10 protein-coding genes and 1 pseudogene are annotated in these 12,872 nt (G+C 37.9%); all 11 read right to left on the bottom strand.

Annotated features, from left to right (window positions below):
• Positions 1-347: 347 nt before the first annotated feature.
• Positions 348-1,480 (bottom strand): annotated as a pseudogene (locus tag A8709_RS07130) (cation:proton antiporter).
• Positions 1,481-1,614: 134 nt separating this feature from the next.
• Positions 1,615-2,715 (bottom strand): acyltransferase domain-containing protein, encoded by a 1,101-nt coding sequence (locus A8709_RS07125; protein WP_065851491.1) that lies wholly within the window; start codon positions 2,713-2,715, stop codon positions 1,615-1,617.
• A gap of 33 nt (positions 2,716-2,748) precedes the next feature.
• Positions 2,749-4,161: an MFS transporter gene (locus A8709_RS07120; protein ID WP_065851490.1), complete on the bottom strand. Its 1,413-nt coding sequence runs from the start codon at positions 4,159-4,161 to the stop codon at positions 2,749-2,751.
• A gap of 60 nt (positions 4,162-4,221) precedes the next feature.
• The gene (locus tag A8709_RS07115) at positions 4,222-5,373 is read right to left on the bottom strand and encodes an AraC family transcriptional regulator (protein ID WP_084224723.1); all 1,152 of its coding nucleotides are present in this window, start codon (positions 5,371-5,373) and stop codon (positions 4,222-4,224) included.
• Between the two features lie 118 nt (positions 5,374-5,491).
• Positions 5,492-6,853, bottom strand: a complete 1,362-nt coding sequence (locus A8709_RS07110; RefSeq protein ID WP_065851488.1) for an MFS transporter — start codon at positions 6,851-6,853, stop codon at positions 5,492-5,494.
• Between the two features lie 23 nt (positions 6,854-6,876).
• Positions 6,877-8,490, bottom strand: a complete 1,614-nt coding sequence (locus tag A8709_RS07105; RefSeq protein ID WP_065851487.1) for a beta-N-acetylhexosaminidase — start codon at positions 8,488-8,490, stop codon at positions 6,877-6,879.
• Between the two features lie 129 nt (positions 8,491-8,619).
• Complete coding sequence (locus tag A8709_RS07100; RefSeq protein WP_065851486.1) at positions 8,620-9,270, bottom strand: TetR/AcrR family transcriptional regulator; 651 nt, start codon at positions 9,268-9,270, stop codon at positions 8,620-8,622.
• 473 nt (positions 9,271-9,743) lie between these two features.
• Complete coding sequence (locus A8709_RS07095) at positions 9,744-10,469, bottom strand: adenylate/guanylate cyclase domain-containing protein (protein WP_065851485.1); 726 nt, start codon at positions 10,467-10,469, stop codon at positions 9,744-9,746.
• A complete protein-coding gene (locus A8709_RS07090; RefSeq protein ID WP_065851484.1) occupies positions 10,460-11,047 on the bottom strand; it encodes a Pycsar system effector family protein in 588 nt (195 codons plus the stop codon). The genes A8709_RS07095 and A8709_RS07090 overlap by 10 nt, the downstream gene beginning before the upstream one ends.
• Positions 11,048-11,423: 376 nt before the next feature.
• On the bottom strand, positions 11,424-11,819 hold the full coding sequence (locus A8709_RS07085) for an aldose epimerase family protein (RefSeq protein ID WP_141692454.1): 396 nt from the start codon (positions 11,817-11,819) through the stop codon (positions 11,424-11,426).
• Positions 11,820-11,876: 57 nt separating this feature from the next.
• Positions 11,877-12,872 carry a DGQHR domain-containing protein gene (locus A8709_RS07080; protein WP_065851482.1) on the bottom strand — a complete coding sequence of 332 codons (996 nt, stop codon included), beginning with the start codon at positions 12,870-12,872 and terminating at the stop codon, positions 11,877-11,879.

Genomic DNA, 12,872 nt, shown 5'->3' with positions numbered 1-12,872 from the left:
CAACAAAACTAAGTACTAAGTAATATGCCAATAAGCACTCTTTAATATACATGTTTTGGTAATTTGGATTTAGTACTGATCGAAGGTTAATATTGAAGGTAAAGACTTGAGGTTATGGAAGGTTCGAATAAGGGATGCCGAGGATGGAGCTGATCTCATTGGAGCTGACCGTAACGGGGAACTTCTATTTGGATGTGACTAGGTGGAAAAACAAGCATTGCGTGCCATAACACAACTAGTTTTAAAGGAAATAATCCAGGAAAATCACTCTTTAGGCATCACTAAATACGCAAGCCTTCAAATATAACCCCTGAGAAATGTTGAATGGTCTTAAACGAATACGAACATCATTTTCTGAAAAACACCTTCAACATCGGTGGAGTTATTAATGTAGTCAAAATGACCACCATAACAATTGACGTAAAATATTCCTCCATCAGGAGTCCTGATTCTAAACCAGCCGCTGCAATAATGAGTGCCAACTCTCCTCTTGAAACCATCCCAGATCCGATTGCTAGCGAATCGTGTAGATTAAATCCAGTTAGGCGGGCACCCAGCCCTCCTCCAATTATCTTTGTCACAATCGCAATAACAGCAACGAGTAGAATAAACACGATATGACTACTTAATCCCTTAAATGTAATGTTTAATCCTATACTTACAAAGAAAACAGGGACAAATAAGGAAAAAGCAATCGGTTCAACTTTTGTTTCTACATCGTGCTTATATTTGGTTTACGAGACAGCAATCCCACCTGCAAATGAACCTATAATTCCAGTAATGCCCATCATTTCTGCAAAATAGGCAAAGGCGAAACAAATAGGAGTGAGGCGCTTATGACAGCTTCACTGACGTTTAAACGTGAGAAGATTCTCATCATCATTGGAACAATAAACCATCCAAGTAAGACGATTGCGAATAAGAATACAGTCTTTTTCAGAATGAGAAATAGGATAGATGTATCCCCCGCTGTACCAAGTAAACTCATCATAACGGCAAGTAGGACAACAACAATCACATCATCCACAACAGCTGCTCCCAGAATCGTCGTCCCTTCTCTAGAATCTAATTGGTTCATTTCCTTTAAGGTTTGAACGGATATGCTAACCGAAGTGACACATAGCAGTAATCCTATAAAAAGCGACTGTGTGTTCGAAAGTCCGAGAGATACAGAAATCCCATAGCCGCCAATAAAAGGTAGGATGATCCCCCCAACCGCCACCGCGAAAGAGGATTTCCAATTGCTCAACAATTTATCCAAATCTGTTTCTAATCCAGCAATGAACATGAGTAACAGAACACCAATTTCTGAAAAATGGGAAATAAATTCACTAGGCTGAATCCAGCCTAAAAGTGCTGGCCCCCAAATAATACCTGCAATAAGCTTTCCAAGCACTGCAGGTTGCCCAATTCGGACTGATAGATCACCTGCCACTTTCGTGGACAAAATAATAAGTACTAAATATAGAAGAAACGCCATGTTTTCACACCTTCCCACCAGTTCATCTTGGTAGGTTATGGGAGAATTAGCTTTCCTATACACTAGCTTTTTGAAAATGACAGCAAGAGCTCGTCCATGAACAGTCTTCTTCATACGAGCCCTTATTCAATATCTCATTCAATCATTATTAACCCGCTTGTTACGCATAAGTTTTTGTTTGACTGCAAATGATTGTAAACTGCTTCTTGCAGGCTGCTTTTTCTCACCAGTTTGTCCAAATCAGGGTCCGATGTACCAAAAACAAAGAATAAAAAAGCATAATTCAAAGCAACACCACTTACAAGAGTAAATAACGAACTGAATTTGCGTATATTGCTATCAGCATCCAGAATTTCCTTGAAATGCGGCGTATGAAGCCACGAGTCACACACAAATGCTTTATAGCTGTACTCACTAAAATAGGTATTATAAAATTGTACGGCTTGTTCAAAAGATTGTTTGCATTTAAGTGTGTCCAACGGTTCATAACCTGGAACATGTACGTCTAAGACATAATCGTTTTCATCCAAGATACATTCATAATCTGCTTTGGTAATTATCACATTTCCCTGCATCATAGTCCCATTATTCAGGAGGCAATTGGAGTTAATAACCGTTTCGGACTCTGTAACTTCCGAAGAAAAATAAGCTATATTCGTATCCAAACCAGGTACGGCTATCGGGAATGTGAATTTCACAAACCCCTCATCATCAAATTCAACCTGATCATGCGGTACAATCAGCAGTTCTTTTGTCATTTTATGCTTATACACTCTTGCTTTTAAATAATTTTTTTTATAAATAAACTGCAATCGTCCTAATCTAAAAATTTCATTTTTAAAATGATTCTTTAACCATCGTATCTCTTCAAATCCGTCCTTTTGATATCTTTCTTTATAATTTCGAATCCATAAGTTAACGTCGCTAAAGGTATGGTGCAAGATCTCTTTCGGAAGATTATGTTTCGAATAGAACTTCAATACGTCATCGAACTTCTCTAAAAGTACAATTAGCGGAAAAAAATTTGCTCCTTGTAAATTATTTTCCACAATTGCTTTTAATTCATCGGACAAGTCAAATTGGTTCTCCATAAAAATTTGATGCTTTGCAATTAATAATTGTTCTTGCAAAATTGGTAATTGATGAATCTCATCCAAACACTTAAGAATTAAATTCAAATTGAAATCATCTATTTGCAAGTACTCATTGATTTTAACAATATCGATTCTATGCATAACATTTCCTCCAAACATAATTTACAGCGCCAATCAAGCTTTAAAATTGGACGAACTCTGAATAACATCAGAACTTTGACCTATTCTCGCTCTCTTCATGTTTTCATCGACCATCATTTTTACTTTCTCTTCGGTTAAATCATAAAATTTATAGAGAATAAATAAACCAAGCAAACAACCCACTGCCGGACCCAAATTGTAAATGGCCCACATGCCGTCAAGCGTGTGTTGCGTTTGCACGACGGTTTGTCCTGCTATAGATTCTTTGAATCCTACCGCAGCCAATAGCCATAGTCCCAACCCTCCAGAAATAGCGAGAGATATTTTGGACGTCAAAGTCTGCATAGCGAAAGTAGCCGCCTCAAATCGGGTACCATTTTTGTAACAGTCGTATTCCATGCAATCTGCGAAAAATAAAGAATAGATGATCATAGGCGGAGCACTTAAAGCCGCTCTCACAAATGACAAGGCTAAAAACAAGTTCAAATTATGTGGACCTACGAAATGTATGATCAGTGAAAGGACAATGTTTGCTACAAACGAAAAACCTAGCAAATGGATTTTCCCGAATTTCCGGATCAATGCCGGTATAAATGGCGCTACAAGTAAAATAGGTAAAAGGCCGACACCTAAAATGAGCGATGTTACATTTTCGTCCTTATAAATATCACTTCCAATATATGGAGCTATGGCTTGAGCGAAGTTGGTTCCCCATGAAATGATACTAAGACCTATAATTGCGACTAAATATTTGTTTCTGACAACCGACCCTAGAATTTGTTTGACGGATGGTGATGGTCTATCTTCTTGCTTGACACGCTCTTTCGTAAACCGAGCCATGTACATAAATACGAAAGTGATGACGGAAAAGATAAGGATGGTTATCATATAATTGTTATTTGTCGCGTTAAGAACGATTGGAAATCCAATGACCCCAAGTAGAATGCCGACCATAGAATTAATTTGAAGAAATGAGAGCAACTTATTTCTTTCTTCCGGATAAGGCGTCATTACAGTAGCCAGTGCATAGGACGGTGCATCCGAAGCAGCAAAAATCGTGCCCCACAAGAGATAGGTTACAGCTGCGTAAGTAATTCTAAGTCCTAAAGCCGCGTTTAACAGCTGATGCTCAAAGCCAAAACACAAGACTGTTAAAATGGGAACAGTGAACGATGCAAGCTTAATCCAAGGTTTGAATTTACCGCCCCTTAGGTTTGATTTTTCAATAATCGTTGCAAGTACGGGGTCGACCAATGCATCCCAAACGCGTGCAAGCAGTAGGATGGTTCCAACAACAGCAGCAGAAATGCCTAATGTTGTCGTGTAATACACAGATAAAAAGGAAGTTACAATAATAAACGCTAAGTTTTGTCCTAAATAATAGTTATAATAACTTACCCTCTCCCATCTTGAAGTTGCAAAATTTTTCTCTGTTTGAATGTTCATTAGGTTATCCCCTTATATGATTCAAGTAGTGTGTCTACACCTATAGTATACAAAGAGGATTTATAAATCATTGTCTGAAAGCGATTTCATCTTTTGTGACAGTATCTTATTCAGACATGTGTTGAACTTTTTTTCTGAGCGGTATTGTGCTGGCGTAATTGCATGCTTTTGGAAAAACAAATTATAAAAGTGGGTTTTATTAATAAAACCTACATCATCAATAATCTTATTGATGCTACGCATGGTAGTGACTAATAGATCCTCTGCTTTATTTAAGCGAATGGCATTACAATATTCAGAGAATGAAATCCCCACGTGTTTTTTAACTATTCTGTTTATATAATCCGAATTATAATGTAAATACTCAGCAACTTCCTGCCGCGTAACGTTGCCATTTCTATGAAGTACCACCATTGCGATTTTGTCAAATAATTGCGAATCAGGCTCGATTTTCAACAGGACACTTTCATCCGTTGATTCATAATTTTGATCGGAAAACAAAGAAAATAAACGCATCAACAAACCTTGCGTCATATACTCGCAGCCAACATCATTGCTTGACATCTCACGAAGTAATTGCTCAATCGTAGCTGAAATTTTTTTGGTAAGTTGAGGATTGAATGCGACTGGCTTTAAGTACAAGTAGCTCTTATGTTTATAACTCTCTTTCTCCTTTAAACTTCTGGAAATAAACTTCGTAATGGCATTTTCAATATTGTTAGACACAAGAATACGATTGACAAACTCTTTCGTCATGCAAAAATAAAAAATTAGATTTCCTTCTGAATATGTCTCAAGATGTCGTGTTTTGGAATCCAACAAACAGATATCTCCGGCTCGGAATATATGTGTGCGATCTTCAATCGTAATAGGAACATCCCCGCCACAAACATACATCAATTCATAATAGTTATGGCTATGCATGTCATGAACCTCTGTCAAGCCTTGATGCTTAGCCTCTTTCGAAAACGTATCGAGATCCAGAGTGACGGTCCGCTTGCCACCTATTGAGATAAATTTGGATATTGTTTGACTAATTGATACAATACTGGCACCAAATGGAACCGCAAGCTCATAAGTCAGAACAGAGTTAACGGTTCTAATTTTCCATACGTTTTCTAAGCCACTGGCTGCTTCTATTCCAGGATCATAAGGCAACCCCTGTTGCTTATGGATAAAATCATTCCAATCATAACCATAGTTGAGCATCATCAAAACCGCCTTTTCCGAATTGAACAGGAAGAAAACAGAACGTAAATTGACTTATTATTCCGAAGAAAGTAAGACAGCCGATCAACTTGATCGACTGCCCTATCGTCTAATCACATAATTATTTTGTTTTTTGTAAATTCGATTCAATCATCATCTGGACCTTATCTTCAGATAAATCATAGAATTTTAGCATAATGATAATGGCAATAACCGAACCTACCGCAGGCCCTATATTCATAGCCGCCCACAAAGCATTCAGTGCAGATGGTGTTTGTGTCACCGTTTCGCCTGCAACAGCTGCTTTATAACCAGCAACTCCAATAATCCACATGCCTACTCCCCCAGAAATGGCACCTACGAGTTTAGACATAAACGTTTGGGCAGCAAAGGTAACAGCTTCAAATCTTTTCCCGTTGGTGTAATCATCAAACTCGATACAATCGGTAAAGAATAAAGCAGAAACAATGATAAACGGCGCAGATAAGAGCCCACGAATCAGCGACAGCAAGAGATACAGCATGTAATTATCTTTTGCAAAGAAATAGATCAGAATTGAAAAGATAGCTGTAGCCGCAAAGGAGAATACGGCTAAGTTCTTCTTGCCAAATTTTCTAATTAATAGCGGAGACAGGGGAGCAATTAGTAACATTGGAATAATGCCAAGCCCCAACATCGCAGTCACTTTTGTTGAATCACCATAAATATCTAACGCAACAAACGGCGTGAGTGTCATTGCGAAATTCGTACCATTGGCAATTATGCCTATAAGAACAATAAGGACTAAATATTTATTGCCTGCAATGGACTTAAAGATTTCACTAACTGCAGGTTGTTTTCTTCCTTCTTGTTTCACTCTTTCTTTGGTAAATCGAATCATAATCATCGTCAAGAATGCGATAACGGACATCACGAGGACAGAAATAAAGTAATTGTTATCCGTGGCATTGAGTATAGTTGGAAATAAAACCATGCCAATAATGACGCCAATAAGTCCTGTGAGCTTATTATATGAGAGAAGCAAATTTCTTTCTTCAGGTACAGGAGTCATCGCGGTTGAGAGCGCATAAGCCGGTGCATCAGCCGCCGCATATAAGGTACCCCAGATAAAATAAGTCACGGAAGCATATATGATTCTCACTACTAGACTTTGTCCAATCAGAAAATCGTTGAAACTAAAACACAATAACATAAATAGCGGAACCGTAAAGGCAGCCATCAATACCCAAGGTCTAAATTTACCGATTTTAAAATTGGATTTTTCAATGACTGTCGCAAGTAGAGGATCCATAAAAGCGTCCCATATCCGCGCAACGAGGAGAATAGCAGCAACAGCTGTCGCTGGGATTCCTAGATTTCCAGTGTAGTAAACGCCTAAGAACGTTGAAAGAACCATGTAGATGATGTTTTGGCCTGTAAAAAACATGTCGTAGCTAATTCTTTCAAACCGCGTTGCTACGTATGTTGTCGTCTGCTCTTTCATGTTGGTTCCCCCAGATCAAATTTTTAAAAATTTAATGATTTCAACATACCAGCAGCTGTCTCTTCGTCAAAAATGTTCGAGATGAACATCACGGCCATCCCTTTCATTTCTTCAGGCGATAAACCTAATTCAACATCCGGACTTGCCATCATCCCCATAAAGCCTTGCAAGAATGAAATTGCTTGTGCCTTCGCTTGTTCACCATGGATCGTGGCTTCTTCAAACGGCGTTGATCCGAGCTTGCTTAAACCTATATACTCTAAATGTGCCTTTAGACGAATTAAGAAATCTTCGTAGTTACGATCAACCGTCCACGCGGCCTCAGCAAGTGCTTGAATTCGCGGAGATATCATGGATTCGAGAATTTCATTCGTAGAAACTCTTTCTGTCCAAATCGCCCCTTCAATCCCCAAAATGTTGGCGCCGTTCAAACGTTTATTCTCTCTAATCTTAGGTTCATATTCATAGGTTTTCTTTAATGGCACTATACAGTAAGGATAGTCAAAATACATATGAAAGACCTCAGAGAAAATCATCGGTTGGCCTTTCTCATAATGCGGATAAACATAACTTGTCGGTTCTGCTTCTATCCAATACTGTATGGCAATATCTTTGGACAGGTGATCCGACTTTAAGCTCTCGTTCCAACAAGTAACAGTCTTCCCCTTGTTTGTTACATAGTTGGCAACTTTTTCTGTGAAGACACCTTGCAAATCTTCGTAGTTGTCAATTTGGTTTAGTTTCATATACGCATTGCAGTGAGAACATGTTTTCCATTTATCTTTGGGAGCTTCGTCGCCTCCCAAATGGATTCGGTTGGAGGCAAATAGCGGTATGATCTCGTCCATTAATTGGTAAATCCAATGATACGTGGACTCTTTGCCTGCACACATGATCACCTTATAAATACCTGGTTTCTCCGTAACTTGAATGTGTTCATCAAAACAACTCAATTCTGGGAAAGCAGCAATAGCCGCTGATGCATGTCCAGGCATATCAATTTCAGGGACAACTTCTACAGCTCTACTAGCCGCAAAGGATACGATCTCTTTTATTTGCTCTTGGGTATAGTAATTTCCGGAAGGACTGACTTCATTCAGTTTCGGAAAAATTTTGCTTTCAATTCGCCAAGCTTGGTCGTCTGTTAAATGCCAGTGCAGCACGTTTAATTTATATAAAGACATCTCTTCAATAATTTTCTTCATTTCTTCAACATGGAAGAAATGACGTGCAACATCGACTAATAATCCTCTGTGCCTATAGTTTGGATAATCTTGGAAACATATACAATCGAGCTTGCCATCATTTTCTTTCTGCGCTTCAACGATCATTTGATACATCGAAGTCAGTGCCCAAGTCATACCTGCATCATCAAGAGCATATAAACGAATCTCATTCTGCTCGATTTCCACAACATATGCTTCATTTTCGGTATCTATATTCTTAATAAGTTTAATAACAGCATTTTTGTTTGCGCTTACATTCACTTGAATCTGACATTCTTGACTCATTCTTTTTACGAATACGTCCACAATCGACGGATTGAAAGATCCGATGTGAATGTCAAGTTGGTCTTGTAGCGTAAAATAGTGTTCCCTCTTTAAAAAGCTGCCATTTATTTTTGGAATGATTAGCATTGGTGTGCCCCCTTATATGATATAAACGAATAATATCTCATAATGAGTATTTTATCAACATTTATTTCACATTAAGTGAAATAAATGTTGATAAAAAAATCCATTCACCACGAACGGATACGTAGAAGATCATGCCTTTAAGCCGCTTAAAATCACCTCAACGAGCAGTGACACGCTTTTTCTGTCGTATCCTGCTTCCATTTTAATAATTTCTTCTCGGAATAATAATCGTTGTGCAAGAGCCATTACAGCTGAACTGGAAACAAAGAAGACTTCCTCGATATTATGAGCATATTGTTGTTTGATGCTGCCGTCTTTAATTCCGCGTTGCAATTCATTCTGAAATATTTGCTCTTGCCCTTCATAAATGGAGATAAAAGCATTATCGGCATTTGCACTTCCATAAGTTTTGTGAAAAAAATAATCCGCTTGAACCGTGAATAGAACAACATCTTCATTCTTTAGCAAGTAATCCAAATAAGTATATAGCATATATTCGATGCGAGCATAACCAGTGTTTATGTAATCCGGAATATTTGAAACTACGGAGACTTTTTTAAACTCCAAAATAACGTTTTTAACTAACTCAAGCGCCACATCTTCTTTATTATTGTAATAAAAGTACAATGTACGGCGCTGAATAGCGCACGCATCCGCAATTTCCTGCAGAGTTACATTTTGAATTCCCTTCTCAATGAATAATTTAAAAGCTTGATTTAGTATGTTATTTCTTTGATTTTGTTTGGTTTTACTTTCTTCATGTTTTACATCAAAGATCAAAGGACTCCCCCCATTCACAATCCAATGTAACAAGATATAAGAGATTTTGCAATTCTATTGATTAGTCTAACGAGATATCCTCGTTGTTAAATTAACCTTTACAATTTCAACCATGAGCAAAGTCTATACTTCTCTAGAGAAATCTTTAGCATTGATTATTTCGAAAATAACTGAATACCAATAATATCTTCCATAAGGAGAGCCCTCTGCACGCTCTTTGAGATTTCCTCCCGAAAGGCTCCTAGGAACGCCTATAAAGCGAATACAGCCTGCTGTTGGTGCTTGTAATTAATTCTTTCTAAATACCTTTACGACGCCAGCCAACACTCATACAACTACTCCCACGAACATAGTCGTTCCGCAGACAGTGATAAGCACTAATATAGCTTGCCTTCCAGTTAGCCCCTTATTTTATAAGGTACTGTTGCTACGTTTGGCTTCCATTTAAGCAATACTCCACAAAACTAAAAATGTTAATTTACTATCCATTGAAAGTTAGTTGAATAGTATTTTTCATCTACATCGTTGTATTTAAAAGTCTTCTCAGTCCACATGTTAAGTCTCTTTCCTTTTGGATCGTGATATTTCACATTATCCGTTAGACTGTTATAAACATATTTTGAAATATTAATATGGTTTGGAGATTTTGCATTATCGCTCAGTACTACAGCCTTATTGACTGCATTACTAACCCAAAAGACATCTCTATTATTCTCGCCGGAAATACCTACTTTCGTACAGAGGATTTTACTATCATCGATTCCGATGCCAAAATCAATTGCAGAATATTTAGCAAGGTATTGATTAATTCCACCTCGACTATCGGCAATCATGAATTTCATTTTCATCGCTGCTTGTATTGCACTACTGATAGATGCATTCGTTGTTCCTTGGAAAAATACTAACATGCTGTCTCCGTTGTATGATCTAACTTCACCACCGTGGTCTTTTGAAATTTTAGCAACGGTATGCAGGTATGCCATGTGGATTTTTGCGACAGTTCGCCGGTTATGTTTGTTTAGAATTTTCGTGGATCCGCGCATATCAATGAACAAAACAGTCGCTTCAAAGCGTAAACCTGTGTTTCCAAAAGTTAATCTGCTGTCATTAATATCGGGTACATAGTCTACATCTGTTACCATAAATTCAGTATCCATAATTGCCTTCACTTTTTGTTCAATATCATTTCTCAAACCCATCTTGGTCCCCCAATCGTAGATAGAAATTGCATCAAAAAGATAAAACATAACAGCAATGCAATTGAATAAAACAAGTGTGTCATAACTTTGTTTAGGTACGCCGTTTTTTTCACCATGATTCCGGAGACTTCAAATACCTGTGCTGCTACTTCCTTTTCGAAATCATCCTCATTCATATTTTGGAATTCTTCAAGATAGCTGTCTTTCCCCATTTTGTAAATGTGCTCAAAATAAAAAATGGAATGTTTGTTTGGAAGATAGTTATTAGCTAAACGTGGCCGTAAAATTTTGTTGATAATAATGTAAATTTTATAGAGTAAGAGAGCCAGAGTGCTGAGCCCAACTACGAATGCAAGTAAGGAAATCATCCCTTTAGTGAAAGTTAGACTGAAGGGATTGATAAAGTCCAGTTTGTTCGTAGTAGCAATAAACGCGGATAGTATGAATCCGTAAATTACAAGAACAGCCGAAGACTTTTGATCAACGAAGCGAATAAGTTCTTGTATGTTTTTAAACGTGTCTAGAGCAAAGCTGTATTTCTTTATCATGTCGGCTACTCCCGTCGCTGTTGTATTCATTATACACACCTCTAAATATAACAATTATTCACATAACTTAGATAAAGATTTATATTGGTCTTCTATTCCCCCTCTACTCTACTGTGTTACTCGGTATCTGACCTTGCAGCGTAAATTTATTTCGCACTATGCTCACGAAGTTTATCGAACTTAATTTACATATTTTCGGTTCGACAAAAATCACAATAAAGAACCGTCAGGATAGATTATCCCGACGGTTCATGTGCTGAAGAAAATTTATTATAATTCCAACAAAATTACTGATATTGAAAACGTCCGTGTCTCTCTTCCTTGAATATACCCCGCAGTTCCATTTCGAACAGTCTCGGATAAGCCCTGAGTCGGATAGCTTGAGAACGGTTCTAAACCAATATTATTAATGCCTGCCAAACCAAGGGTATTCGGTCATACTTCCGAACTCCTGCCAGTACCACAAGTATGGCATCGAATTGGCATCCCACTCTACACGAATTGCTGCACTAAGCCGTGCATTGTCTAATTGATACCACCCCTGATCTTCAAATCCTTTTAGATATACGATTTCCGAAGCAGTTCCCTTTGCCGGTAGCACAGAAATATCCGTCATATTGCCTGATGTCTCCTCAACCCACGGCCATTCATGAGTAATTCCACGTTTTACACGTGCGGGTTGATCTTCAGGAACATCCAGTTCGTCAGCAATTACTTTAATGTTCTCCAGTAAACGGATCGTACACCCGACTTCTAAAAATGGTTTACCGAAAGCCAAGTGCTGTCCCCACATATACCTCAAAGGGACTTTTTCTTCGCTGTTTAGAATCTGTACCTTGCAGAAACTACTTCCTTTCAATTATTCCGATAACATCTGCGAGACCAGTTCCGCCGCTAATGTTCGGGAACCACTTATACCTTTAATATACTTAAATGGGCCGTAACTGGACCAATCTATAGCTTTAAGCTTCTTCACATAGCTTGCCATACGTTTATAATCAATTTGCTTCTTTTCCTCAGAAACACATTTCGCAAAAATCACAGCCCCTGCCATTGCAAGAGCATTTAAACAAACGATATGTGTGATTCTATATTCCTTATAATCCAACCATTCCATATTGAAATGTTCTTTAAAAGCATTAAAGTACACCAAGACTATCATGAGTTTTTCATCCTTAGATAAATTTGCTACATGATTTGCCTTCAACATAAACTCTAATATTTTATATAAATTCTGCAAGGTAACATGTCTACCTGTACTCCTTTTACCAGTAATCGTGCCAATGTAATGAAATGGACTATCGCTTCGAACAATAAGCTCAGTAGCTATCCAACTGAAATCATCAGAATATCTGCGTAGGTATCTACTAAGAGATATTCCGATTCCTTTTGCCTTTGTATTTATTGTATCGAATAGCTGAATTTCTTCATCCTCATCGAGAAAGTGGAACGCCAAGAAAGGGACGTTTATTTCTGAGTTGGTATCCTGTGCATAGCGTTTGATTCCACCAAGTCTATGTTGTCCATCCATTAGTGAAGCCTTTTCCTTGCATATTAGCCTACCATAGGACGGCCTAGTTTTATCATAAGTTGAGAACTCCCATTTAGCTTCCGCATTTAACAAAATCGGGGTAAATAACGCATTATCCCCTTTTGAAAGGTACATAGCAAAATCGTTACATCTTTTAATATCAACAGGACGTTGATAGCCTTTACCTGAAGGATGGTCAAATGGCTTCACATAAGTGAGTTGTAAGGCAGAAGTTGTAGATAAGTTACCTAAATAAGCAACTTTACCCCGCATTTTATATTGAATCACGTTTTCAATTACGTGGTGGCTCATCAAATTGCTCAT

Source organism: Paenibacillus pectinilyticus (assembly GCF_001700435.1).
Classification (GTDB): Bacteria; Bacillota; Bacilli; order Paenibacillales; family NBRC-103111; genus Paenibacillus_E; species Paenibacillus_E pectinilyticus.
This window is presented reverse-complemented; position numbering and strand designations above follow the sequence as displayed.

Excerpts from the sequence above, each read along its gene's own strand:
- A8709_RS07125 (WP_065851491.1), bottom strand. The coding sequence starts at position 2,715 with ATGCATAGAATCGATATTGTTAAAATCAATGAGTACTTGCAAATAGAT.
- A8709_RS07120 (WP_065851490.1), bottom strand. The coding sequence starts at position 4,161 with ATGAACATTCAAACAGAGAAAAATTTTGCAACTTCAAGATGGGAGAGG.
- A8709_RS07115 (WP_084224723.1), bottom strand. The coding sequence starts at position 5,373 with ATGATGCTCAACTATGGTTATGATTGGAATGATTTTATCCATAAGCAA.
- A8709_RS07110 (WP_065851488.1), bottom strand. The coding sequence starts at position 6,853 with ATGAAAGAGCAGACGACAACATACGTAGCAACGCGGTTTGAAAGAATT.
- A8709_RS07105 (WP_065851487.1), bottom strand. The coding sequence starts at position 8,490 with ATGCTAATCATTCCAAAAATAAATGGCAGCTTTTTAAAGAGGGAACAC.
- A8709_RS07095 (WP_065851485.1), bottom strand. The coding sequence starts at position 10,469 with ATGGGTTTGAGAAATGATATTGAACAAAAAGTGAAGGCAATTATGGAT.
- A8709_RS07090 (WP_065851484.1), bottom strand. The coding sequence starts at position 11,047 with ATGAATACAACAGCGACGGGAGTAGCCGACATGATAAAGAAATACAGC.
- A8709_RS07080 (WP_065851482.1), bottom strand. The coding sequence starts at position 12,872 with ATGAGCAATTTGATGAGCCACCACGTAATTGAAAACGTGATTCAATAT.